Source organism: Clavibacter michiganensis subsp. tessellarius (assembly GCF_021922985.1).
Classification (GTDB): Bacteria; Actinomycetota; Actinomycetes; order Actinomycetales; family Microbacteriaceae; genus Clavibacter; species Clavibacter tessellarius.
The window spans coordinates 642286-667381 of record NZ_CP040788.1 but is presented as its reverse complement, the minus strand read 5'-3'; the positions used below and the strand labels follow the sequence as shown (position 1 = coordinate 667381).

Genomic DNA, 25096 nt, shown 5'->3' with positions numbered 1-25096 from the left:
TCCGCCCGCCCTACCGCGGGCCCTCCCGCCCGCTCGCATCCGTCGCGACGGCGTCGAGCACCGGGCGGTCGATCCCGATGAGCGCGAGGTTGCGGAAGGACTCCGTCCCCCGGTCGAAGTAGCCGTTGTGGCCGGCGACGCCCGCGAGGGCCCCGTCGGCCGACACGCCGGACGCGGCGCCCGTGCCGCGGACCCCGAACGGCCGCGCCCCGAAGCCCGGGCTGCCGGGGTCGGTGCCGAACCAGGACGAGCCCACCACCGGATCCCACGGCGCCTCCCCCACGTACACCCGGTCGGCCGGCACGCTCAGCTCGGACACGTCGCGGACGACGCCGCCCGGCGAGCCGACCAGGGCGAGGGCGTCCGCCGACGCCCGGCCGCTCGACAGCGCGATCAGCGCGGCCGTCGACCCGTACGAGTGGGCGATCACCGTGACGTGCGGCGGCGCGTCGGGGCGCATCCCGCGGATGCCCTGGATGGCGGCCTCCAGGCGCACGGCGCCCTCCTCGGCCAGGGCGAGCGATCCGATGCCCGTGAGGTCGGGCGTGCGGTAGCCGAGCCACGCGATCGTCGCGACGCCGCCGGCCCGGCCCGGCCCGCCGAGCAGCCGCGTCTGCTGGTCCTGCAGCCGGGCCGCCACCTCCGTCCAGTCGACGAGCCGCTCGGAGACGCCGTAGAGCATGCCGGGCACCACGACGTCGACGTACGCCGCGGCCTGGAGGTCGCCCGTGACGACCGCCGCGCGTCCCGGCCAGCGCGTGTCGAGCGCGAGCAGCGCGCGATCCGGTCCGGCACCGGGCTCGAGCGCGGCGCGGACCTCGGCGAGCAGCCGCAGGTCGCGCCCGATCGCCTGCTGGGCGCCGCGGCCGGGGGTCGACCGGGCGGTCGCGTGCAGGTGGCGTCCGCGCTCGGCGAGGTGGCGGCGGTTCGCGGCGTCCCGGACGTCGACGGGCAGGCCCTCGAGGTTCCCCACGAGCTCGGGGACCGCGGCCGCGAGGCCGTCCCGGTCGTCGGGGGCGAGCGCGTCCCACCACGCCCGGACGGTGGAGGCCGTCGGCGGCAGGCGCACCAGGTCGTGGAGCAGGTCGGGGGTCGTGCGCGCGAGCCGGCGGAGCTCGGCGTCGTCGAGGGCGGGCAGCGCGGCGAGGAGCGCGACCGGCGGCATGCCGCGGAGGGCCGGATCCGACCCGCGGCCGTGGCGCAGGAGCTCCAGCACGCGCGGGGAAGGGGGCGTCCGGGCGGCGAGCGTGGGATCCGCGGCGTCCGGCACGGCGAGGAGGGCGGACGCGGGGACGACGTGCGCACCCCCGGCCGTCGCGGCGGCGGTCGTCGCGGCGGCGGTCGTCGCGGCGGCGGGCGGCGACGCGGCGGGCGGCGACGCGGCGGGCGGCGACGCGGCGGGCGGCGACGCGGCCGCCGGGGGGACGCCGACGGCGCCGACCAGGCCGACGGCGAGGGCCGCGGTGATCAGCAGCGCGAGGACGCGAGCGGACACGGGTGGAGAGCCCCCCAGAAGAGCCGATGCCGGGATGCGCCGTGCTCCGGGCCGACGCGCTCCCATGCTAGCGACGGGAGGTCGCGCCGCCCGGGCCCGTCAGCTCGTGGGGGCGGCGGCGTCGTCCTCGGTGGCGGGCTCCGCGCCTGCGGTGCCCGCGGCCTCGGACGCGGTCTCGGCGTCGGGAGCGGCACCCGCGTCGGGCCCGACCTCGCCCTCGGGGTCCGCGTCGGCCTCCGGCTCCGGCAGCGCGATGGCGTCCGGCCCCTGCTCCACGAGGAGGCGGAACTCGGCCGCGTCGATGATCCGCACGCCGAGCGCCTCGGCCTTGCCGAGCTTGGATCCCGCGCCGGGCCCCGCGGCCACGTAGTGCGTCTTCTTGCTGACGCTGGATCCGGCCTTGCCGCCCGCCGCCATGATGGCCTCGAGCGCACCCTCGCGGGTGTAGCCCTCGAGCGATCCCGTGGCCACGACCGTGAGGCCGGCGAGCACGCCGCCCGCGGCCGCCGCGGCGCCCGGACCCGGATGCCCGGGGACGGCCGTGACGACGCCCGCCCGCTCCCAGCGCTCGACGATCTCGCGGTGCCAGTCGACCTCGAACCAGTCGAGGAGCGCGTCGGCGATGATGCCGCCCACGCCGTCGACCGCGGCGAGCTCCTCGCGGCTGGCGGCGCGGATGGCGTCGAGCGAGCCGAACCAGCCGGCCAGCGCCCGCGCGGCGACCGGGCCGACGTGGCGGATGCTCAGCGCCACGAGGATGCGCCACAGGTCCTGGGTCTTCGCCTTCTCGAGGTTCTCGAGCAGCACCTCGGCCGACTTCGAGGGAACCGACAGCTCGTCGCCCCACGGCTCGGCCGGGTCGAACGCGCCGTCGCGCTTCTGCACGCGCTTGCGGCGGAACGGCGTGACGCGCTTGGCCTCGCCCGTCTTCTCGTCGACCTTGACCATGCCGGTCTCGGCGTCGCGCACGACGACCGTGATGGGCACGAGGTCGGCCATCGTCAGCTCGAAGAGGCCGGCCTCGGTCTCCAGCGGCGGGTCCTCGGGCTCGAGCGGCTGCGTGAGCGCGGCGGCGGCGACCTCGCCGAGGCCCTCGATGTCGAGCGCGCCGCGGGAGGCGACGTGCTCGACGCGCCCGCGGACCTGGGCCGGGCAGCTGCGCGCGTTCGGGCAGCGGAGGTCGATGTCGCCCTCCTTCGCGGGCTTCAGCGGCGTCTGGCACTCGGGGCAGAGCGTGGGCATGACGAACTCGCGCTCGGTGCCGTCGCGGAGCTCCACGACCGGGCCGAGCACCTCGGGGATGACGTCGCCGGCCTTGCGGAGCACGACCGTGTCGCCGATGAGCACGCCCTTGGCCTTCACGACCTGCTGGTTGTGCAACGTGGCCTGGCGCACCTCGGATCCGGCGACCTCGACCTTCTCCATGACCGCGAACGGCGTGGCGCGGCCCGTGCGGCCGACGCTGACGACGATGTCGAGGAGGGTCGTGTTGACCTCCTCGGGCGGGTACTTGTAGGCGGTGGCCCAGCGCGGCGCGCGGCTGGTGGCGCCGAGCTCCTCGTGGAGCCCGAGGTCGTCGACCTTGATGACGATGCCGTCGATCTGGTGCTCGACCTCGGCGCGGGCCGCGCCGTGGCGGCGCACGAACGCGGTGACGTCGGCGACGTCGTCGAACACGCGGAAGTGCGTGGAGATGGGGAGCCCCCAGCCCGCGAGCAGCCCGTAGACCTCGGACTGCGCGGAGACGTGGGCGTCGCGCTCGAGCTCCCGGACGGGCCACGCGCCGATGCCGTGCACGAGCATGCGGAGGCGGCGGATGCGGGCCTTCATGAGCTCGAGGCGCGCGGGGGTCTTGCCCTCCTCCTTCTGCCGCAGGGATCCGGCGGCGGCGTTGCGCGGGTTCGCGAAGACGCGCTCGCCCGCGGCCAGCTGCTGCGCGTTGAGCTCGTCGAACTCGGCGACGGGGAAGAAGATCTCGCCGCGCACCTCGACGAGCGGCGGATGCCCGGATCCGGCGAGCCGCGCGGGGACGGTGCCCATGGTGAGCACGTTCTGCGTGACGTCCTCGCCCACGACGCCGTCGCCGCGGGTCGCCGCCGTGACGAGCACGCCGTGCTCGTAGCGCAGGTTGATGGCGAGGCCGTCGATCTTGAGCTCGCTGAGGTACCGGACCCGGCCGCTCCCCGCGTCGCGCTCGACCTTGGCCGCCCACTCGGCGAGCTCCTCCTCGCTGAAGACGTTGTCGAGGCTGAGCATGCGCTCGGCGTGCGTGACGGGCGCGAAGAGGGTGGTCTCGGCGCGGCCGCCGACCGTCTGCGTGGGGCTGTCCTGGCTGCGCAGCGTCGGGTGCGCCTGCTCGAGCTCCTCGAGCTCGTGCACGAGCGCGTCGTACTCGGCGTCGCTCACGGTGCTCGCGTTCGACGCGTAGTACTCGTCGCGGTGGCGCTCGATCTCGGTGCGGAGCGCGTCGACGCGCGCGGCCGCCGCCTCGAGGTCGGCGGGCGTGCTGGCGGGGACGGCGTCGTCCGCGGCGGGCGAGGCGCTGGCGGTGTCGCTCACGCGCGCCGCTCCCCCGCGTCCGCGCCGACGAGGGCGGCGTCGCGCATCGGCGGGCGGGCGTCGTCGACGGCGCTCACCGTGCGGTCGATGGTGACCTGGCCGAGCACGCGCGTGCCGGCGTAGACGACGGCGGTCTGCCCGGGGGCCACGCCGATGAGGTGCTCGCGAGGGGTGATCACGAGCTCGATGATGCCGTCGACCCCCGACACCCGGGCGCTGGCCGGCACCGGGTCGGCGTGGGCGCGGATCTGCACGTCGCAGTCGAACGCCTGGTCCGGCCGCGTCGGCGGCGTGCCCGCCCAGGTGAACGACGACCCGGCGATCTCGCGGATGGCGAGCGCCTCCTGCGGGCCGACGACCACCGTGTTGTCCTTGGGCCGGATCTCCAGCACGAACCGCGGGCGGCCGTCGGGCGCGGGGGTGCCGATCGCGAGGCCCTTGCGCTGCCCGACCGTGAAGGCCGCGGCGCCGGCGTGCGTGCCGACCACCGCGCCCTGGCCGTCGAGGATCTCGCCGGGCTCGGCGCCCACGCGGTCGGCGAGCCAGCCGCGCGTGTCTCCGTCCGGGATGAAGCAGATGTCGTGGCTGTCGGGCTTCTGCGCCACCTGGATCCCGCGGGCGGCGGCCTCGGCGCGCACCTCGGCCTTGGAGGGCGTGGATCCCAGCGGGAAGTAGGAGTGCGCGATCTGCTCGGCCGTGAGCACGCCCAGCACGTACGACTGGTCCTTGGCCCACGCTGCCGCGCGGTGCAGCTCGGGCCGCCCGTCGGGCCCCTCCAGCACGTCCGCGTAGTGGCCGGTGCACACGGCGTCGAAGCCGAGGTCGAGCGCCTTCTCGAGGAGCGCGGCGAACTTGATCCGCTCGTTGCAGCGCATGCACGGGTTCGGGGTGCGGCCGGCCTGGTACTCGGCCACGAAGTCGTCGACCACGTCGGCGGCGAAGCGCTCGGAGAAGTCCCACACGTAGAACGGGATGCCCAGGAGGTCGGCCGCCCGGCGGGCGTCCATCGAGTCCTCGATGGTGCAGCAGCCGCGGGATCCGGTGCGGAGCGTGCCCGGCATGCGGCTGAGCGCGAGGTGCACGCCCGTCACGTCGTGCCCGGCCTCGACGGCGCGGGCGGCGGCCACGGCGGAGTCGACTCCGCCACTCATCGCTGCGAGGATCTTCACCCCGTGAGCCTACGCGCCGCGCGTCCCGCGAGGCCCGCCCGGGAGGCGCGCGCGACGGCGTCCGGCAGCGCCGCGAGGAGCGCGTCGACGTCCGCGTCGGTCGTGGTGCGGCCGAGGGTGAAGCGGAGGGCGCCCCGGGCCTCGTCCTCCGGGATGCCCATGCCGAGGAGCACGTGCGAGACCTCGGGGACGCCGGCCTGGCACGCGGATCCCGTGCTCACCGAGACGCCCGCCATGTCGAGCAGGAGGAGGAGCGAGTCGCCCTGGCAGCCGGCGAAGGTGAGGTGCGCGTTGCCGGGGAGGCGGCCCGCGGGATCCGGGTCCCCGCGGAGGACGGCGCCCGGCACGTCGCGGAGCGCGGTCGCGACGAGGCGGTCGCGGAGGGCGGCCAGGCGCATCCGCTCGGCGTCGAGCTCCCGGACCGCGAGCGTCACGGCCGCCGCGAACGCGACGGCCGACGCCGCGTCCTGCGTGCCCGAGCGCACCTGGCGCTGCTGGCCGCCGCCGTGGATCTGCGCGTCCACCGTCGCGGTCCGCGCGAGCACGAGCGCGCCGCTGCCGACGGGACCGCCGACCTTGTGCGCCGAGACGCTGACCGCGGAGACGCCCGCGTCGCGCCAGCGGCGGAACGGCACGGGCATGTGGCCGAGCGCCGCGACCGCGTCGACGTGCACGGGCACCCCGTGGGCCGCGGCGAGCGCCGCGAGCTCCTCCACGGGCTGGATCGTGCCGACCTCGTTGCTGGCCGCGAGGAAGGTGAGGAGGGCGACGGATCCGGGGTCGGCGGCGAGCGCGGCGGCGACGGCGTCGACCCGGATGCGCCCGAGCGCGTCGATGGGCAGCCGCTCGACGACGGCGCCGCGGCGCTCGAGCCACTCGACCGTGTCGACGGTGGCGTGGTGCTCGCCGTCGGGCACGAGGATCCGGGTGCGCCGGGGGTCCGCGGCGACCCGGGCCCCGTGCAGCCCCTTGATGCCGAGGTTGACCGACTCGGTGCCGCCGGAGGTGAGGACGACCTCGACCGGGTCGGCGTCGAGCGCGCGGGCGATGTCCTCGCGCGCCTGCTCGAGCACCCGTCGGGCCTCCTGGCCGTGCGAGTGGATGGAGGACGGGTTCCCCACCAGGGTCAGCGCCCCGGCGAGCGCCGCGATCGCCTCCGGCCGCATGGGGGTCGTCGCGGCGTGGTCGAGGTAGACCGTCATGCCCCTACCCTAGGTCGCATGCCGCGCCCCGGACCGCCCGTGCCCCTGGGGCTGACGCTCCACGACCAGGGCGGCACGCTGCGCGTCGTGAGCCACGGCGCGTCCGCCGTGGAGCTCACCGTCGCGGACGTCGACGACCCCCGCCGCGCGGTCGAGGTCGTGGCGATGGAGCGGGGCGACGGCGGCGTGTGGACGGGATCCAGCGCCCGGCTCGTCCCCGGCACCGCGTACTCCGTGCGCGTCGACGGCGACCCCGCGCCCGGCGACTCCTTCGACCCGACGCGCCACCTGCTGGATCCGTACGCCCGCGGCCTCGTGCAGGTGGGCCCCGCCGCGTGGCGCTCGGTCGCCACGCGCGAGGTGCCCGCGCAGGAGCGCGCCGCCCGCCGCGCCGCGCGCCCCGTCGTGCCGCGCGATCGCCAGGTCGTCTACGAGCTGCATGTCCGCGGCTTCTCCAAGCTCGACGAGCGCGTGCCGGAGGACCTCCGCGGCACCTACGCGGGGCTCGGCCACGCGGCGTCCGTCGAGCGGCTCGTCGAGCTCGGGATCACGACCGTGGAGCTGCTCCCCGTGCACGCGTCCACGAGCGAGGAGCGGCTGCGCGCGCAGGGCCGCATCAACCACTGGGGCTACAACACGCTCGCCTACCTCGCCCCGCACGCGCCCTACGCCAGCCGCCGGGCGCGCGACGCCGGGGCCGACGCGGTCGCCGACGAGTTCCGCGGGATGGTCGACGCGCTGCACGCCGCCGGGATCCAGGTCGTGCTCGACGTCGTCTACAACCACACGGCCGAGGAGGGCGCCGACGGCCCGGTCACGAGCCTCCGCGGCATCGACGGCGCCCGGTACTACCGGCACGCGCCCGACGGCACGCCCATCGACGTGACGGGCTGCGGCAACACGGTCGACCTCTCCCGGCCCGACGCGCAGCGCCTCGTGCTCGACTCGCTCGAGCACTGGTCCGACGTGATGGGCGTCGACGGCTTCCGCTTCGACCTCGCGGTCGCCCTCGGCCGCGACGAGCGCGTCGACTTCGACCCGGAGCACCCGCTGCTGCGCGCCATCGTCGAGGACGAGGCGCTCCGGGGGCTGCTGATGATCGCCGAGCCGTGGGACGTGGGCATGGGCGGCTGGCGCACGGGCGGCTTCGGATCCGGCTGGAGCGAGTGGAACGACGGCTACCGCGACGTGGTGCGCGACTTCTGGCTGACGGACGTCGCCGAGGCCCGCCGCTCCGGCAGCGCGCCGCACGGCGTGGGGGCGCTCGCCTCCTGCCTCGCCGGGTCCTCGGGCACGTTCGCCGCCGACCGGGGCCCGCTCGCGTCGGTCTCGTTCGTCACGGCCCACGACGGCTTCACGCTCGCCGACCTCACCTCCTACGACCGCAAGCACAACAGCGGCAACGGGGAGTCGAACCGCGACGGCACCGACGCGAACCGGTCCTGGAACCACGGCGTGGAGGGGCCGACGCGCGATCCGGCCGTCCTCGCCGCCCGCCGCCGCACATCGCGGAACCTCCTCGGCACGCTCCTCGTCTCCGCGGGGATCCCCATGATCACGATGGGCGACGAGCGCGGGCGCACGCAGCGCGGGAACAACAACGGCTACTGCCTCGACAACGCGGCGACCTGGCTGCACCGCGACGAGGACGCGTGGCGGCTCGACCTCGAGGCGACGACGCGGCACCTGATCCGCGTCCGCCGCGAGAACCCGGCGCTGCGGCCCGTGCGCTACGCGCAGCCCGACGCCCGCGTGCCGAGCGCGTCGGTGCTCGCCTGGCGCGACGCGGACGGCGCGCCCATGACCGAGGCCGCGTGGGAGTCGACGGGCACACGCACGCTGCAGTGGATCAGCGCCTCGACGCCCGAGACCGAGGAGCCGAACACGGTCCTCGTCGTGGTGCACGGGCTGGAGACGACCGCGACCGTCACGCTGCCGGAGCAGGACGGCGTCACGGCCTGGCGCCTGCTGTGGTCGAGCGCGTGGGAGCGCCCGGAGGTCGTCTCCGCGGACGACGCGCCGGGCGACCGCGTCGAGGTGCGCGGCCCGGCGCTGCGGATCTACCGCGCGACCTGATCCGCCGTCCACCCGGACGGGGGCCGCGGAGGGTTCGCGTCGCGCGGGGGTGCTGTGCTCTGCTGGGACGGCACCGCACGATCCCCCGCGCCCCGCCGCGCCCGAGCACGAGGAGGCCGCACGTGACCGAGGACTCCCCCGCTCCGCCCGCCGGCGGCGGCCCCGCCGACATCTCCCGCCGCGACGAGGGCCCCCGCCCCGAGCGCCCGCCCGCGGACGCGGACCGGCGACGCACGCTCACCCGCCGCGCCCTCGTGGCCGGCGGCGGCCTCGCGGCGCTGTCCGCGGTCGCCGCGGTCGCGGGCTGCACCGCCACCCCGCGTCAGGCCGACCCCGCGGCGAGCGCCTCCGCGGGTCCGTCCCCCGCCCCCGCGGATCCGCCCGCCGCCGCCGTCACCGCGTCCGGCGGCCCGCCCGTCGCGCCCATGACCTACGCCCCTGACGACGCCCTCGCGGGCTTCTACGCGCTGCGCGCCGACGTGCGCGGCCGGCGGCTCGCGATCGGCGTGCTGGGCGACAGCATCGCCGAGGGCCAGGGCGCGACGACCCTGCAGCACGCCTACCCGGCGCAGCTGCGCGACCGGCTGCGCGCCGCGTTCCCGTCCGGCGCGCGCGGCGGCCTCGACTACGTCGCGTCCCGCCACCAGGTCACCGTCCCCGCCGACCAGGGCTTCGCCTTCGCCGGCCCGACGGTCGCGGGCGGTCGCCACGGCTGGGGGCGCCGCGTCGTGCCGCTCACCGAGGCGTCCGGCCCCGGCACCTATCGGGCGCGCATCACCTCGGCGCGCGTCTGCTGGTGGGCGCCCGGGCTCGACGCCGCCGTCACCATCACGATCGACGGCGGCGAGCCCGAGACGGTGCGCGCCGACGTCGGCGGCTCGCTCACCTGGAGGAGCCCCGTCCTGGAGTCCGCCGAGCACGAGATCGCCGTGGCGTGGGCGGGCGGGAAGCCGGAGCTCGAGGGCGCGTGGCTGTTCGACGGCGACGAGGACCGCGGGATCCACGTGATCGAGGGCGGCAACTCGGGCTCGCAGCTGTGGCAGCTCTCGGAGCGGGCGCGTCCCGACGGGGTGAGCACCTGGATCCGCTCGGCCCCGCGCTTCGAGCTCGACCTCTGGATGCCCGAGCACCTCATCAACGACGTGGTGGTGCGCACGCCCGAGCAGGTGCGGTCGGACGCGGCCGTGCTCATCGAGCTGATCCGCACCACGAGCGAGGCGCCCATCCTCTTCACGCCGCCCTACGAGCGGACGACGCTGCCCATCCGCGGCACGACGTGGGCCGACTACCTCGGGGCGCTGCGCGACGCGGCCTCGGCCGATCCGCTCGCCGACGTGTTCGACATCGGCGCCCACATCCCGCGGATGGTGGGCGAGGGCGCGAGCGACCCGTACGGCTGGATGGGCCCGGACAACCACCCGAACGACCGCGGCTACGCGCGCTTCGCCGAGGTGCTCGCCGCGAAGCTCTCCGCGACACCAGCCTGACCCGCGGGGGCCGGCGGGCGGCGCGCGCCGGATGCCGGGCGCGCGCCGCCACGATCAGCCCGCGACCGCGACCAGCCCCGGCTCCGCGCTCGACGCGAGCAGCTCGTGCCGCGGCACCACCCGCACGGTGTACCCGAAGGGCCCCGCCGAGCGCAGCGGCACGGTGCCCACGTGCTCCTGCTGGCCGCCGGAGCCGCCGACGGGCGCGAGCGCGTGCCGCACGACGTCCGTGAGCACGTCCCCCTCGCCGGTGCGCCCGTGCACGACCTCGACCCTGACGTCGTCCGCGTGGAGCCCGCCGAGCGCGACCCACGCGCGCACGCGCAGCTCGTCGCCCACCTGCGCGTGGGGTCCCACGCCCTCCGACTCCACGTGCGCGACCTGCACCGACGGCCAGGCCGCGACGATGCGCCGCCGCCAGGCCGCGAGCTCCCGGGCGCGCGCGTGGTCGTCGGCCGCGACGATCCGCTGGGCCCGGCCGGCGGGCACGTACAGCCGCTCGACGTACTGCCGCACCATGCGGTCGGCGCTCAGCTCGGGCGAGAGCGTCCGGAGCGTGTGGCGGATGTCGTGCACCCAGCCGGCGGGCACGCCGTCCGCGTCGCGCTCGTAGAAGCGCGGCGCGATCCGGTTCTCGATGAGGTCGTACAGCGCCGTCGCCTCCATCGCGTCGCGCTCGGCGCCGTCGTGCGCGCGGTCGGCGGACGGGATCGCCCAGCCGTTGCCGCCGTCGAAGTACTCGTTCCACCAGCCGTCGAGGATCGACAGGTTGAGCGCGCCGTTCAGCGCCGCCTTCATGCCGGACGTGCCGCAGGCCTCCAGCGGCCGCAGCGGGTTGTTGAGCCACACGTCGGTGCCCGGGTAGAGCAGCTGCGCCATGCCGATGTCGTAGTCGGGCAGGAACACGAGCCGGCCGCGGATCTCGGGCTCGGCCGCGAACCGCACGAGCTCCTGGATGAGGCGCTTGCCCTCGTCGTCCGCCGGGTGCGACTTGCCGGCGACCACGATCTGCACGGGCCGGTCCGGGTCGGTGAGGATGCGGCGGAGGCGCTCCCGGTCGTGGAGCATCAGGGTCAGGCGCTTGTAGGTCGGCACGCGGCGCGCGAAGCCGATGGTGAGCACCTCCGGGTCGAGCACGTCCTCGAGCCACGCCGGCTCGACGCCGCCCGGGTTCTGCTCGCGCCAGGCACGGACGACGCGGCGGCGGGCGTCGGCGACGAGCTGGCGGCGCATCCGGCCGCGGACGTCCCACAGGTCGCCGTCGGTCACGGCCGGGGAGGACCAGTCGGCGGCGGTCGTGTCCGTCGTGCCGAGGCGCTCGCCCGCGAGCGACATGAGCATCGGATCCGTCCACGTGGGCGCGTGCACGCCGTTCGTGACGCTCGTGATCGGCACCTCCTCGGTGTCGAACCCCGGCCACAGCCCCGCGAACATGCCCCGGCTGACCTCGCCGTGCAGCTGCGAGACGCCGTTCGCGCGCTGGGCGAGGCGGAGCCCCATGAGCGCCATGTTGAACACGCCCAGGTCGCCGCCGTCGTGCGCCTCGGCGCCGAGCTCCAGCACGCGGTCGCGCGGCACGCCCGGCAGGAGCGCGTCGGTCACGTGCGCGCGCACGAGCTCCACGTCGAAGCGGTCGATGCCGGCGGGGACGGGCGTGTGCGTCGTGAACACCGTGCCCGCCCGGACGACCTGGAGGGCCTCGTCGAAGTCGAGGCCCTCCGCCATGAGCGCGGAGATCCGCTCGAGGCCGAGGAAGCCGGCGTGGCCCTCGTTGGTGTGGAAGACCCGCGGCACGGGCGATCCGGTGACGCGCGCGTGCGCGGCGATGGCGCGCACGCCGCCGATGCCGAGCAGCAGCTCCTGGTGCAGCCGGTGCTCGCCGCCGCCGCCGTAGAGCCGGTCGGTCACGCCGCGGAGGTCGTCGTCGTTGTCGGGCACGTCGGTGTCGAGCAGCAGCAGCGGGATCCGGCCCACGCGCGCCTGCCAGATGCGCGCGTGCAAGGTGCGGTCGGCGGGCAGCCCGAGGGCGATCTGCACGGGCCGGCCGTCGGCGTCGCGCAGCACCTGGAGCGGCAGGCCGTCCGGGTCGAAGACCGGGTAGGTCTCCTGCTGCCAGCCGTCGGAGGAGATCCCCTGGCGGAAGTAGCCGGAGCGGTAGAAGAGGCCGACGCCCACGAGCGGGACGCCGAGGTCGGACGCGCTCTTCAGGTGGTCGCCCGCGAGGATGCCGAGGCCGCCCGAGTACTGCGGCAGCGCCGCGGCGATCCCGAACTCGGGCGAGAAGTAGCCGACGGCCTCGGGCACGTCGCCCTCGAGCGACTGGTACCAGCGCGGCTGCTCGCAGTACGCGCGGAGGTCGGCCCGCTGCTCCTCGGCCCACGCCACGAAGCCCTCGTCGGCCGCGAGCTCGCGGAGCCGCTCCTGGTCGACCGCGCCGAGGAGCGCCACCGGGTCGTGCCCGGTGCCCTCCCAGAGCTCCGGGCTGACGTGCGCGAACACGCGACGCGTCGGCTCGTACCAGGACCACCGGAGGTTCCCGGCGAGCTCGTCCAGCGCGGACAGCTCCTCCGGGAGGACGGCACGGACGGTGAATCTGCGGATGGCCTTCACGGGACTCCCTCGGACCGGTTCGGCGGCGAGAGGCACCCGCGCGCTCGGCCCCGAGCCTAGGCGCGCGGGGTGGACCGCACCAGGGTCGGGCGCCCGCGTGGACGGGGCCCGGACGCGGGGTGACGCGGCGGCGTCGGGCATCCGGACGGCGTCCCTCCGCGCCGCGGCGAGCGACAGCCGGAGGGCGCACGGGCTACGGTCGAACAGTGACCACACCCCAGGACGGACCCGATCCCCTCCCCCGCCCGGTGCGCGGCCGTGCGGCCCGCAAGGCCGCCAAGGCCCAGAAGGCCCAGGACGCCCAGCGCCCGCCCGCCCCGCTGCCCCCGCTGATCCCCGAGGCGCCCGAGCCGGCGGCCCCCGAGCAGGCGACGCCGGTCGCGCCGACGGCGCCCGAGCCGACCGCCGCGCCCGAGCCGACCCGCGCGCCCGAGCCGCCGACCGCGCCGGCCGCACCCGCCGCGGAGGCGCAGCCCGCCGCGGATCCGCAGCCCGCCACGCCCGCGACCGCGCAGCCCGCCGCGCCCGAGGCCGCCGCGGTGCCCGCATCCGCCCCCGCCCCGCGCCACGCCGCGCCGGTCGCCGAGGCCGCCACGACGCCGGTCGTCGACGCGGCGGGGTCCGCTCCCGCCGAGCGGCCGGTCCCCGCGGAGCACGTGGCGACGCCGGCCGCGGACGCCCCGGCGCCCACGCCCGTACAGCCGGCCGCACCCGAGGCCGACGCCCCCGAGGACGACCACGTCCCCGTCATCGGCCGCATCCCGATCCTGTCGCTCACCCCGCAGATCGAGGACGACCTCTGGCCCGCCAAGTCCTTCGTCCACGACGTGGTCCCCTTCGGCGCGACGATCTTCCGCGAGGGCCACGACCTCATCGGCGCCGACGTCGAGCTCACCGACCCGTCGGGCGCGGTCACGTCGCACCGCATGTCGCTCGACGCCACGAAGCCCGGCCTCGACCGCTGGACCACGACGGCCCAGCTCGAGACGCAGGGCGTCTGGACGTGGCGCGTCAGCGCGTGGTCCGACGACTTCGGCACCTGGCTGCACAACGCGGAGATCAAGGTCCCCGCTGGCCTCGACGTCGACGTGATGCTCGCCCTCGGCGCCGAGCTCCTCGAGCGCGCCGCCGCGGACGACGCCCGCAGGGCCGACGACCGGCGCGTCCTCCGCGACGCCCTCGCCGAGGTCGCCGACGCCGGCCGCACCGCCGAGGAGCGCCTCGCCGCCGCGACGTCCGCCGAGGTCCACGCCGCGATCGACCGCGTGCCCGTCCGCAGCCTCGTCACCCTCTCGCCCCCGCGCACGATCGTCGTCGAGCGCGAGCGCGCGGCCGTCGGCTCCTGGTACGAGTTCTTCCCCCGCTCCGAGGGCGCCGTGGAGCACGAGGACGGCTCCTGGACGAGCGGCACGTTCGCCACCGCCGCGCGCCGCCTCCCCGCGATCCGCGACATGGGCTTCGACGTCGTCTACATCCCGCCGGTGCACCCCATCGGCCGCACCAACCGCAAGGGCCCGAACAACACGCTCACCGCGGGGCCCCACGACCCGGGATCGCCCTACGGCATCGGCTCCGAGGACGGCGGGCACGACAGCATCCACCCCGAGCTCGGCACGGTCGACGACTTCCGCGAGTTCGTGGCCGCGGTCGCCGACCACGGCATGGAGCTCGCGATCGACATCGCGCTGCAGGCCTCGCCCGACCACCCGTGGGTCACGACGCACCCCGAGCTCTTCACCACGCTGCCCGACGGCTCCATCGCCTTCGCGGAGAACCCGCCGAAGAAGTACCAGGACATCTACCCGCTGAACTTCGACAACGACCCGGAGGGGTCGTACCGGGAGATGCTCCGCGTCATGCGCGTGTGGCTCGGCCTCGGCGTCAAGATCTTCCGCGTCGACAACCCGCACACCAAGCCGCTCGTGTTCTGGGAGCGCCTCATCCACCAGGTGATGCGCGACGAGCCCGACGCGATCTTCCTCAGCGAGGCGTTCACGCGCCCCGCCATGATGCGGACGCTCGCCAAGATCGGGTTCCAGCAGTCGTACACGTACTTCACCTGGCGGAACACGAAGAAGGAGCTCGAGGAGTACCTCACCGAGGTCAGCCACGAGACGAGCGACTACCTGCGCCCGAACTTCTTCGCCAACACGCACGACATCCTCACGCCCTACCTGCAGTTCGGCGGGCGGACCGCGTACCGGATTCGCGCCGCCATCGCCGCGACCGCGTCGCCGTCGTGGGGCATCTACTCGGGCTACGAGCTGATCGAGAACGTCGCGCGCCCCGGGGCCGAGGAGAACATCGACAACGAGAAGTACGAGTACAAGCCGCGCGACTGGGCGCGCCAGGAGGAGCTCGGCGGCTCCATCGCGCCCGAGATCACGCGCCTCAACGAGATCCGCCGCCAGCACCCCGCGCTCCGCCAGCTGCGCAACCTCGACGTGCACTGGAGCGACGACGACTCGATCCTCGTCTACTCCAAGCACCTCGCGGCCGAGCACACCGGCACGGGCGAGGCCGACACGATCCTCGTGGTCGCCAACGTCGACCCGCACTCCGCGCGCGAGACCCAGGTCTACCTCGACCCGACCCGCTTCGGCCTCGCCGAGGACGCCGTGTTCGACGTCGAGGACCTCCTCACGGGCGACGTCTACACGTGGTCGACCTCCAACTTCGTCCGGCTCGACGCGTTCACGCACCCCGTGCACGTGTTCCGGGTCCACCCGACCGCATCGAAGGGATGACGGACATGACCGACACCACCCCCCAGCAGGACCCGAGGGACGGCGCCGACGTCGTCGTGCCGCCCGCCGCCGAGCCGCGGCCCGAGGCGGGCGCCGACGTGGTCGTGCCCCCGGCCGACGACGACGACGCGACGGCCGCGGACGCCGCGGGCTCCCCCGCCGCCGCCGCCGACCCGATCCGCCTCCCCGAGGTCGCCGACCACGACCTGCGCGCCGTCGCCGAGGGCGTCCACTCCGGACCGCACTCGGTCCTCGGCCAGCACCCGGTCGCGATCGACGGCGTCTCCGACGACCTCGTGGTCGTCCGGGCGCTCCGGCCGCTCGCCGAGGGCGTCTCCGTGGTCCTCGCCAGCGGTGCCCGCGTCGAGCTCGCCCACCTCGGCCACGGCGTCTGGCAGGGCGCGCACGTGCTCGGCCTGCAGGACTACCAGGTCGAGGCGCGCTACGGCGACGGCGGCACCTGGACCGCCGAGGACCCGTACCGCTTCCTCCCGACGGTCGGCGACCTCGACCTCTACCTCTTCGGCGAGGGCCGCCACGAGCGCCTCTGGGACGTCCTCGGCGCCCAGCACCGCGAGCACTGGGGCGTCGCGCGCACCTACGTCGGCGTCGCGTTCGCCGTGTGGGCGCCGCACGCCCGCGCGGTCCGCGTCATCGGCGGCTTCAACGGCTGGGACGGCGTGCAGCACGCGATGCGCCGCCTCGATGGCAACGGCGTCTGGGAGCTCTTCGTCCCGGGCGTGGAGCCGGGCGTCTCGTACAAGTTCGAGATCCTCACGCAGGCCGGGCAGTGGATCGAGAAGGCCGACCCGATGGCCCGCATGACCGAGGTGCCCCCGGCCACCGCGTCGCGCGTCGAGACGAGCGACTACGTCTGGGACGACGCCGCCTGGCTCGAGGAGCGCGCCGCGCGCGACCCGCACGACTCCCCCATGAGCGTGTACGAGATGCACCTCGGATCCTGGCGCCCGGGCCTCGGCTACCGCGAGGTCGCCGGCGAGCTCGTCGCCTACCTCCAGGAGCTGCGGTACACGCACGTGGAGTTCCTGCCGCTGGCCGAGCACCCGTTCGGCGGGTCCTGGGGCTACCAGGTCTCCGGCTACTACGCGCCCACGTCGCGCTTCGGCTCCCCGGACGACCTCAAGTCCCTCATCGACGCCCTGCACCGGGCGGGCATCGGCGTCATCGTGGACTGGGTCCCGGCGCACTTCCCCAAGGACGCCTTCGCGCTCGCGCAGTTCGACGGCCAGCCGCTCTACGAGCACACGGATCCCCGCCGCGGCGAGCAGCAGGACTGGGGCACGCTCGTCTTCGACTTCGGCCACTCGCAGGTCCGCAACTTCCTCGTCGCGAACGCCCTGTACTGGTTCGAGGAGTTCCACGTCGACGGCCTCCGGGTCGACGCCGTGGCCTCGATGCTGTACCTCGACTACTCCCGCGAGGAGGGCCAGTGGCTGCCGAACGTGCACGGCGGCCGCGAGAACCTGGAGGCGATCTCGTTCCTCCAGGAGGTCAACGCCACCGCGTACCGCACCCACCCCGGCATCGTGATGATCGCGGAGGAGTCCACGAGCTTCCCCGGCGTCACGCGCCCCACGAGCGAGGGCGGCCTCGGCTTCGGCCTCAAGTGGAACATGGGCTGGATGCACGACACCCTCGACTACAGCGCCGTCGACCCCATGTACCGCGCGTACCACCACGGCCAGATCACGTTCTCGATGGTCTACGCGTACACGGAGAACTTCCTCCTCCCCATCAGCCACGACGAGGTCGTGCACGGCAAGGGCTCGCTCGTCGGCAAGATGCCGGGCGACCACTGGCAGAAGCTCGCCAACGTGCGCGCCTACCTCTCGTTCATGTGGTCGCACCCCGGCAAGCAGCTGCTCTTCATGGGCCAGGAGTTCGGGCAGCCGTCCGAGTGGAGCGAGGAGCGCGGGCTCGACTGGTGGATCCTCGACCAGCCCGTGCACCGCGCCCTGTTCGACCTCGTCGGATCGCTCAACCGCACCTACGTGGACACGCCCGCGCTCTGGGCGCTCGACAACGACCCGGCCGGCTTCGAGTGGATCGACGCGGGAGACGCCGAGCGCAACGTGCTGGCGTTCCTCCGCCGCGACCGCGACGGGAACCAGGTCGCCGTCGTGCACAACTTCTCCGGCGCGCCCATCTCGGGCTACCGGCTGGGGCTGCCGCAGGCGGGCGTCTGGGAGGAGATCCTCAACACGGACGCGGAGCAGTTCGGCGGATCCGGCGTCGGCAACCTCGGCGCCGTGCACGCGGGCGACGACGGCTGGCACGGCCGGCCCGCCTCCGCGGAGCTCACGCTGCCGCCGCTCGCGGGCCTCTGGCTGCGCCTGCGGCAGGACCCGGCGGACCTCACGCCCGTCGAGGCCCCGGCCCACGCGGCGCCCGACGCGGACGAGTCCCGGGTCGACGGCACGCCCTTCGGGGACGCGGCAGACGCGCCCGTGCTGCCGCAGTCGCCCGACGCGCAGCCGCCCGTGGAGGGGCTGTCCGCGACCGACGACGCCCCCGGATCCGACGACGGCACCCCGCGGGTGCCCACGGTCTGATCCGCAGCCGCCCCATACGACGACGGCGCCGCACCCCTCGGGGTGCGGCGCCGTCGTCGTCGGTGCGGACGCGCGTCAGTAGAGCAGGCGGGTGAGCCGGCGGCGGGCGACCGCGACGCGCGGGTCCTCGAGGCCGACGACCTCGAAGTGCTCGAGGAGGCGCTGACGGACGGCCTCGCGCCCCTCGGCGTCGGCCGACGGGAAGAGCTCGAGCAGGCGCGCGAACGCGTCCTCCACGTGGCCGCCCGACAGGTCGAGGTCGGCGACGAGCAGCTGCGCGTCCACGTCCTCGGGCGCCGCCGCGGCGGCGCCGCGGATCTCGTCCGCCGCCTTCCCGTCGAGGCGGTGCAGGAGGCTGACCTGCGCCAGGCCGGCGACCGCGAGCGCGTCCCGCGGGTTCTGCGCGATGGCCGTGCGGTATTCCGCGGCCGCGGACGCGTAGTCGCCCTGCTCGATGAAGGCGTACGCCTCGGCGTGGTGCGGGGGCAGCGGCTCCTCGACCGGGGCCGCCGGGGCGGCGGACGCGTCGGGCGCCACGGCCCGGCCGGTCACGCCGTTCTGCTGCGCGAGCTCCAGCACCTGCTGGAGGACGTCGCGGACCTGGTCCTCGGGGATCACGCCGGCGAAGAGCCCCACAGGGCGGCCGCCGATGAGCGCCGCGACCGTGGGCACGGTCTGCGCCTGGAATGCCTGGCCGAGCTGCGGGCTCTGGTCGACGTCGATGCGGACGAGCAGCACGCGCCCCGCCTGCTCGGTGACGACGCGCTCGAGCACGGGCGAGAGCTCCCGGCTGCTCGCGAGCCCGGTGGAGACGAGCTCGACGACGACGGGCACGACGGACGAGATGTCGAGGAACTGCGTGAACGACGCGTCGTCCGCGGCCAGCACGAGGCCCGGCACGTCCACCGTCTGAGGCGCGCCCGGCGCGCCCGGTGCGCCCGGTGCGCCCGGTGCGCCCGGTGCGCCCGGTGCGCCCGGTGCGCCCGGTGCGCCCGCGGGGGCACCGGGACCGCCGGCGGCGGCGGGCGCGCCACCCGCGGGCGCGGCCGGTGCCTGCGCGCGGTTCACGAGGGACGACAGGTCGACGGCGCCGCGGAGGCTGGCGGCGGAGGGGGGCACGTTCGTCATGGGAGCTCCTTGGCCGAGGTGATGTGGGTGCTGGACGCGTACAGGCGGATCTTCTCCCCCGAGTTCACGGGGGGCACGTACATGAGCATCTGCGCCGTGCGCACGGTGTCGAAGCCCTTCGCCGAGTCGGTGAGCCCGGTGATGGCCTGCACCTCCGGGTTCGCGTTGACCTTGGCGCCCTGGGCGGTGGGCTTCGCGACGATGCCGAGCTTCACGGTGACGCTCACGAGCGCGCCGGACTCGACGGTCGACATGGCCACGGGCGTCGCGGAGTCCGCCGTGGCCGAGAACTCGACCGAGCCGGTCTCGCCGATGGAGGCCGGGAAGTCCACCTTGCGCTTGGCGTCCTGCGCGCGCACGCCGTCGTCGGTCGCGTCGAAGAGCGCCGCGAACTCGCTCTGGTCGCCCTTGTTCAGCAGGTCCGCGTAGGCCGCGGACAGCTGGTCGGGCTGCACCGCGAGCAGCTTCACGTCGGGCGCGAGCCGCGCGGCGCCGATCGCGGCGGGCGCCACGTCCGGGAGCGCCGCCGTGGTGGAGATCGGCATGGCGTAGAGGACGCGGTAGTTCTCGCGCGGGCTCGTCTGCACGAGCGTCAGCGACAGGGTCGGCGCGTCGTCCGCGTCCGGGTCCTTGACGACCGCGGCGATCGTGCGCGGCCAGGCGACGGTGGCCTGCGGCAGCGTGAGCTGGAGGTCGCCCGCGGGGATGGCGGGGACCGCCGCGATGTCGGGCTTGGCCTTGCGCACCGTGTAGTCGGACGTGCGCTCCTGGAGCGCGGGACCCGCGAACCGCGGGGCCAGCTGGTCAGCGTCGAGCGCCTGGTCGGCCGCCGTGGCCACCTCGGAGACGCGCGAGACGATGCGCGCGGCCTGGTCCTCGGTGACGACGGGCGGATCCGCGTCCTCGGCCTCGCGCGCGGCGTCGAGCGACGACGTGGGGGTCGGCGTCGGCGTGGAGTCCACGCCTGCGGTGAGGGCGGCGGGCGCGCCCTGGGCCGTGCAGCCGCTCAGGGCGAGGCCGGTGACGACGAGCACGGGCAGGGCGATCATGCTGCGACGGCCGCGACGCGGGGCGGGCGGGGCCGCGCCCGTGCCGGCGGTGAGCGCGGCGCGGCGGGCGGCCGGGCCGATGCGCGGGATGCGGGGGCCGCCGCGCGGCGGCAGGTTGCGGCGCGGGCCGCGGCTCCGACGGAGGTGGCGGAGCGCGAGGAGGTAGAGCACGAGGCCGACGATCAGCAGGACGATGCCGCCGATCACGAGCGGGAGGACCCACGGGCTCTCGCCCTCGGAGGGCCACGACAGCGTGACCTCGGCGGGTGCCGCGGCCGTGCCGTCCGTGGCGAGGATGACGCTGACGTCGTCCGGCAGGCGCGTGCTGAGCGACAGCTCGCCCTCGCCGGTCTGCTCGGAGAGCCAGAGGTCGGATCCGCGCGGGTCGGTGACGGCGGAGGTGACGGTCGCCGGGGCGCCGGAGTCGCCCTCCGGGGCGGGCGTGGCGCTGGGTGCGGGCGTCGGCGTGGACGCCTCGGGCTCGACGACCTCGCTGGTCAGGGCGCCGGCCTCGTCGACCGCGACGCGCGTGTAGGGGCTGGTGCCCACCCACGCCTCGACGTCGGTCGTGGGGCCGTAGGCGGCGAAGACCTCGCCCTCGCCGCGGGCCACGGTGTCCTGCAGGCCGGGGTGCGCGTTGAGCGTCTTCCCGTCGATGACCGTGTAGGCCGCGCCCCCGGCGGACGAAGTCGACGCGGTGATGCGGTCGGGTCCGGCCAGGAACGTGTGCTGGGCGATGCCCAGCCCGATCATGAGGGCGGCGACCACGAAGGTCGCGATCGCCAGGACGAATCGCACGGGTGTCTCCTCTCGTGTCGTCGCGGGCGGCCGCGGTGATGGCGGCGGCCGGCACGGCGACCGCGGCGGCCGACGAGCGCGATGCCCGGGCGACGCACCGCCGACATGCGGGCGGGCGGCGGCGGACGACGACATCGAAGGATACCGGACGACCCTGGGAGCGCCTCCCCTCCCGCCGCCTCCGTCCCCGGGGACGCCCCGCGGAGGAGGGGGGCCGGTCTCGGTAGGATCGGCACCTGCCGCGCCCGCCCCCGCGTGCGCGGACGCCCGACAAGGAGTCCCCGTGCCCCACGACGACACCCCGTTCAGCCCTGCCATGCGCGGCTACAACCGCGACGAGGTCGATCGGGCGGTCGGCGACCTCCGCCGCGAGCTCATCCGCTCCAACCAGCTCGCCGCCGAGGCGCGCGCCGAGGCCGAGCGCCTGCGCCGCGTCGAGGGCGAGCTGCGCGACGAGCTCGAGGAGGTGGGCAGCCCCACCTTCGCGGGGCTCGGATCCCGCCTGGAGGCCACCCTCCGCGTCGCCGAGGAGCAGTCCACGCGGCTCGTCGCCCAGGCCGACGCGGACGCCGCGCGCCTCCGTCGCGCCACGCAGGAGGAGACGGACGCGCAGCGCGCCGAGGCCGAGGCCACCGCCCGCCACCTCGTGGACTCCGCCCGGGCGCAGGCCGCCCAGATCGTCGACGCCGCCCGCCGCGAGGCCGACGACCTCCGGGAGCGCGCGGACGACCGCGCCGAGGGGCTCCGCAGCGACGCCGAGCGCGAGGCCGCCGCCCTCCTCCTCCGCACGCGCACCGAGGTCGCGGACCTCCGCGGCACGGCCGAGCGCGAGACCGAGGCGCTGCGCGCCGAGGTGGCCCGCGAGGTCGCCGAGCTCCGCGCCCGGGTCGACCGGGAGACCGACGAGGCCCGTCGGGACGCCGCCGACCTCGCCCGTGACAGCGTCCTGGCCCGCGGCGCCCTCGAGCGGGAGCTCGCGGACGCCCGCGCCCGCCACGACGAGGCCGTCGCCGAGGAGCGCGCCGACCTCGACCGCGAGGTCCGCGAGGTCGAGGAGCGCCTCGGCCTCGAGACGGAGACCCAGCGCATCGCCCTCGCCGAGCTCGACGAGCGCACCCGCGCCGACCTCGACCGCGAGGTCGAGCAGGCCCGCACCGACTGGGCCCGCGAGCTGCAGGCGTCGCGCGACGACTTCGACCGCCGCATCCAGGCGGAGCGAACCGCCTTCGACCGTGACGTCGAGGAGACGCGCGCGTCGCTCGAGCGCGAGATCGCGGAGACGCGCGAGGCGCTCGACCTCGAGGTCGCGACCGCCCGTGCGGAGCTCGCGCGCGACGTCGACGAGGCGCGCACGGACCTCGCCCGCGACATCGCGGCGGGCACCGAGCAGCTCGCCCTCGAGACGCGCGCCACCCGGGAGCAGCTGGAGCTGGAGGCCGTCACCGCGCGCACGGCGCTCGAGCGGGAGATCGCCGAGGCCGAGGACCTGGAGGCCGACCGCCGCGAGGCCGAGCGGCTCCGCCTCGAGCGGGAGGCGGCCGAGACGCGCCGGATCCTCGGCGCGGAGGCCGACGAGGCGCGCCTGGCCCTCAGCCGCGAGATCGAGCAGGGGCACCTCGACCTCGACGCCGAGATCACCGCCCGGCGCGACCACGACGCGCAGGACGCCGCCGAGCGCCAGCGCGACGCCGCCGAGCGCACCGCCGCGTACCTGGGCGAGGCCGAGGCGCGGCTGCAGGAGGTCACGGCGCTCCTCGCCTCCACACGGCAGGAGGCGGAGGAGCTCGCGGTCGAGAGCCGCGAGGCCGCCCGCTCCGTGCGCGAGGACGCCGACCACGACGCCCGCGCCGCGATCGCCGACGCCGAGCGCCGCGCCCGCGAGACCCTGGCCGACGCGGAGCGCCGCTCCCGCGAGACGGTGGCCGACGCGGAGGAGCGCCTCGACCGCATTAGGATCGAGCGCGAGGCGGTGGCCGCGTACCTCGAGAACGTCCGCGGCGTGCTGACCCAGGCGGACGACGCCTCCTCCGACGATTCCCGCACCGAGCGCTGAGCGCCGCCGACTCGGAGGTCCCGACGTGAAGATCCAGAACCCCTACCGGCTCGGGCTCCTGGCCGGGCTCGGCGTGCTCACCGCGCTCGTCATCGGCGGCGCGCTCGTCTCCCTCGGCACGGTGCTCACGTACGTGGGCACCGCCATCTTCCTGGCGCTCGGCATCGACCCGCTCGTCACCTTCCTGGAGCGCAAGGGGGTGCCGCGCCCGGTCGCCATCCTCGTGATCTTCCTCGTGCTCCTCGGCTCCCTCGCCGGCGTGCTCCTCGCCGTGATCCCGGTGGTCGTCAACCAGGCGAGCGCGCTCGTCTCGCAGATCGTCGACTACGCCCAGAGCGTGAGCGGAGACCAGTTCATCGCGAACCTGCAGTCGTTCGTGCCGCGCGAGGTCTTCGACGTGCAGAGCGGCGCCGACCAGCTCATCGCCTACCTGTCGAACGCCTCCAACGTCGCGACCATCACGGGCAACGTCATCAACGTCGCCTTCACCATCGGCAACTTCCTCTTCGGCATGGTCATCATCGTGATCCTCACGATGTACTTCACGGCCTCGCTCAACTCCTTCAAGAGCGGCGTCTACAAGCTGGTGCCGGCGACCCGCCGCGCGCGCTTCGCCGACATCGCCGAGCAGATCACCCAGTCGGTCGGCCGGTACGTCACCGGGCAGGTGGGGCTCGCGCTGTGCAACGGCGTGCTGAGCTTCGTCTACCTCAGCATCGTGGGCGCGGCGCTCCCCGCCGTGTGGGCCTTCATCGCGTTCCTCTTCTCGCTGCTGCCGCTCGTCGGAACCATCACGGGCTCGGCGCTCATCGTCCTCGGCCAGGTCGTGCTGCTGCCGGAGTCGATGAACACGTGGATCGCGGTGGCCGTGTACTACCTCGTCTACATGCAGATCGAGGCGTACGTCCTCAGCCCCAACATCATGAACCGCGCCGTGAAGGTGCCCGGCGTCATCGTGGTCATCGCGGCGCTCACGGGTGGCACGCTGCTCGGCGTGCTCGGCGCGCTCATCGCGGTGCCGGTGGCCGCCGCGGTGCTGCTCATCATCCGGCAGGTGGCGGTCCCGCTCCAGAACGAGCGCTGACGACCGAACGGGTCAGACGACGGGCCACTCCGTCGGGAGCGGTAGCGCCGTCGGGTGGACCGCTCGCACGATCTCGGTGAGCACGCGGGACACCTGCGACTCGCCCACCCACAGGTGCTTGGCGCCGTCGACCGCGATGAGCTCCGCCTCCGGCACCGACGCGAACCGCTCCCGCGCCTCGGCCGGCTGGAGGAAGTCGTCGTGCTCGGGCACGAGGATCACGAGGCGCCGCGGGTCGCCGTGCCAGGCGGCGACCTCCTCGGCGCTCGCCCGGTGCAGCGGGGGCGACAGCAGCACGGCGCCCTCGACGGGGTGCGCCCGGCCGTGCCGCAGCGCGATCTCCGTGCCGAACGACCAGCCGACGATCCAGGGAGCCGGCAGACCGCGCGCCGCCACGAGGTCCATGGCCGCCGCGAGGTCGTGCCGCTCCCCCTCGCCGCCGTCGAACGCGCCCTCGCTGGTCCCCCGGGCCGACGTCGTGCCGCGCGTGTTGAAGCGCAGCACCGCCAGGTCGGCGAGGGCGGGGAGGCGGAGCGCCGCCTTGCGCAGCACGTGCGAGTCCATGAAGCCGCCGGCGGTGGGCAGCGGGTGCAGGGTCACGAGCGTGGCGACGGGATCGCGGTCGGCCGGCAGCGCCAGCTCGCCCACGAGGCGCAGGCCGTCGGCCGTCCGGAGCTCGACCTCCTCGCGCCGGGCGGGCAGCTCCGTGGAGCTCGTGATGGGGCGGGGCGCGGTGTCCGTCATGAGACCTTCCAGCAGTGGGAGTGCCAGTGCCGGCGGGCGGCGAGGTCGCTCTCCTCGCCCATCATCCCGTCGGCGCGCCACGCGACGACGTGCGCGTGGCCCGGCTCGATGTCGAGCAGGCAGCCGGGGCAGCGGTAGACCTTGAGCGCGCGGGCCGCGGAGACGGGCTGCACGTTCCACACGCGTCCGCGCCGGGTCTCCGTGTGCTGCGAGCCGCTGAGGAGGCGCGTCAGCACGTCCTCGTCCTCGTCCCCCGGGCGGCGTCTCCCCCGGGGTCGATTGCTGCGCGGCATGATCCGATCCTAGGCCGCGCGCCGCGCCG

At 75.5% G+C, this 25096-nt stretch carries 15 protein-coding genes; 6 read left to right on the top strand and 9 right to left on the bottom strand.

Going from position 1 to position 25096, the window contains the following annotated elements:
- Positions 1 to 10 precede the first annotated feature (10 nt).
- The 4 genes from FGG90_RS03040 to FGG90_RS03025 all read right to left on the bottom strand — a co-directional run bounded on the left by FGG90_RS03040 (position 11) and on the right by FGG90_RS03025 (position 6425).
- Entirely contained in the window at positions 11 to 1495 is a 1485-nt protein-coding gene (locus tag FGG90_RS03040; protein WP_237583506.1) for an alpha/beta hydrolase, read from the bottom strand.
- A gap of 99 nt (positions 1496 to 1594) precedes the next feature.
- Positions 1595 to 4054, bottom strand: a complete 2460-nt coding sequence (gene ligA / locus FGG90_RS03035; protein WP_094130604.1) for an NAD-dependent DNA ligase LigA — start codon at positions 4052 to 4054, stop codon at positions 1595 to 1597.
- Positions 4051 to 5223 (bottom strand): tRNA 2-thiouridine(34) synthase MnmA, encoded by a 1173-nt coding sequence (gene mnmA, locus FGG90_RS03030; protein ID WP_210433068.1) that lies wholly within the window; start codon positions 5221 to 5223, stop codon positions 4051 to 4053. Before mnmA ends, ligA begins: the two co-directional genes overlap by 4 nt.
- Positions 5220 to 6425, bottom strand: a complete 1206-nt coding sequence (locus tag FGG90_RS03025) for a cysteine desulfurase family protein (protein WP_094130606.1) — start codon at positions 6423 to 6425, stop codon at positions 5220 to 5222. Before FGG90_RS03025 ends, mnmA begins: the two co-directional genes overlap by 4 nt.
- 18 nt (positions 6426 to 6443) lie before the next feature.
- Between FGG90_RS03025 and FGG90_RS03020 the strand changes: the two genes are divergently transcribed.
- Both FGG90_RS03020 and FGG90_RS03015 read left to right on the top strand, forming a co-directional pair.
- The gene (locus tag FGG90_RS03020) at positions 6444 to 8501 is read left to right on the top strand and encodes a glycogen debranching protein (RefSeq protein ID WP_094130609.1); all 2058 of its coding nucleotides are present in this window, start codon (positions 6444 to 6446) and stop codon (positions 8499 to 8501) included.
- 122 nt (positions 8502 to 8623) lie between these two features.
- Positions 8624 to 9988, top strand: coding sequence for a hypothetical protein (locus tag FGG90_RS03015; RefSeq protein ID WP_237583505.1), 1365 nt, complete (start codon positions 8624 to 8626; stop codon positions 9986 to 9988).
- Positions 9989 to 10042: 54 nt separating this feature from the next.
- On the opposite strand, the gene glgP is transcribed toward FGG90_RS03015, so the two are convergent.
- Positions 10043 to 12598 (bottom strand): alpha-glucan family phosphorylase, encoded by a 2556-nt coding sequence (glgP, locus tag FGG90_RS03010; RefSeq protein WP_094130611.1) that lies wholly within the window; start codon positions 12596 to 12598, stop codon positions 10043 to 10045.
- Positions 12599 to 13254: 656 nt separating this feature from the next.
- Between glgP and FGG90_RS03005 the strand changes: the two genes are divergently transcribed.
- Both FGG90_RS03005 and glgB read left to right on the top strand, forming a co-directional pair.
- On the top strand, positions 13255 to 15345 hold the full coding sequence (locus FGG90_RS03005) for an alpha-1,4-glucan--maltose-1-phosphate maltosyltransferase (RefSeq protein ID WP_378143591.1): 2091 nt from the start codon (positions 13255 to 13257) through the stop codon (positions 15343 to 15345).
- The gene (gene glgB, locus FGG90_RS03000; RefSeq protein WP_094130613.1) at positions 15342 to 17918 is read left to right on the top strand and encodes a 1,4-alpha-glucan branching protein GlgB; all 2577 of its coding nucleotides are present in this window, start codon (positions 15342 to 15344) and stop codon (positions 17916 to 17918) included. The genes FGG90_RS03005 and glgB overlap by 4 nt, the downstream gene beginning before the upstream one ends.
- Before the next feature lie 75 nt (positions 17919 to 17993).
- On the opposite strand, the gene FGG90_RS02995 is transcribed toward glgB, so the two are convergent.
- Both FGG90_RS02995 and FGG90_RS02990 read right to left on the bottom strand, forming a co-directional pair.
- Positions 17994 to 19046 (bottom strand): tetratricopeptide repeat protein, encoded by a 1053-nt coding sequence (locus FGG90_RS02995; RefSeq protein WP_237583504.1) that lies wholly within the window; start codon positions 19044 to 19046, stop codon positions 17994 to 17996.
- Positions 19043 to 20893 carry a hypothetical protein gene (locus FGG90_RS02990; RefSeq protein ID WP_094130617.1) on the bottom strand — a complete coding sequence of 617 codons (1851 nt, stop codon included), beginning with the start codon at positions 20891 to 20893 and terminating at the stop codon, positions 19043 to 19045. The genes FGG90_RS02995 and FGG90_RS02990 overlap by 4 nt, the downstream gene beginning before the upstream one ends.
- Before the next feature lie 283 nt (positions 20894 to 21176).
- On the opposite strand from FGG90_RS02990, the gene FGG90_RS02985 reads away from it, so the two are divergent.
- Together FGG90_RS02985 and FGG90_RS02980 are read left to right on the top strand one after the other, a co-directional pair.
- Positions 21177 to 22946 carry a coiled-coil domain-containing protein gene (locus tag FGG90_RS02985; RefSeq protein ID WP_094130619.1) on the top strand — a complete coding sequence of 590 codons (1770 nt, stop codon included), beginning with the start codon at positions 21177 to 21179 and terminating at the stop codon, positions 22944 to 22946.
- 25 nt (positions 22947 to 22971) lie between these two features.
- Entirely contained in the window at positions 22972 to 24030 is a 1059-nt protein-coding gene (locus FGG90_RS02980) for an AI-2E family transporter (RefSeq protein WP_094130621.1), read from the top strand.
- Between the two features lie 12 nt (positions 24031 to 24042).
- Here FGG90_RS02980 and FGG90_RS02975 read toward each other — a convergent pair whose 3' ends face one another.
- Positions 24043 to 24774: an alpha/beta hydrolase gene (locus FGG90_RS02975; protein ID WP_094130623.1), complete on the bottom strand. Its 732-nt coding sequence runs from the start codon at positions 24772 to 24774 to the stop codon at positions 24043 to 24045.
- Positions 24771 to 25067, bottom strand: coding sequence for a hypothetical protein (locus FGG90_RS02970; RefSeq protein WP_063072682.1), 297 nt, complete (start codon positions 25065 to 25067; stop codon positions 24771 to 24773). Before FGG90_RS02970 ends, FGG90_RS02975 begins: the two co-directional genes overlap by 4 nt.
- Positions 25068 to 25096 lie beyond the last annotated feature (29 nt).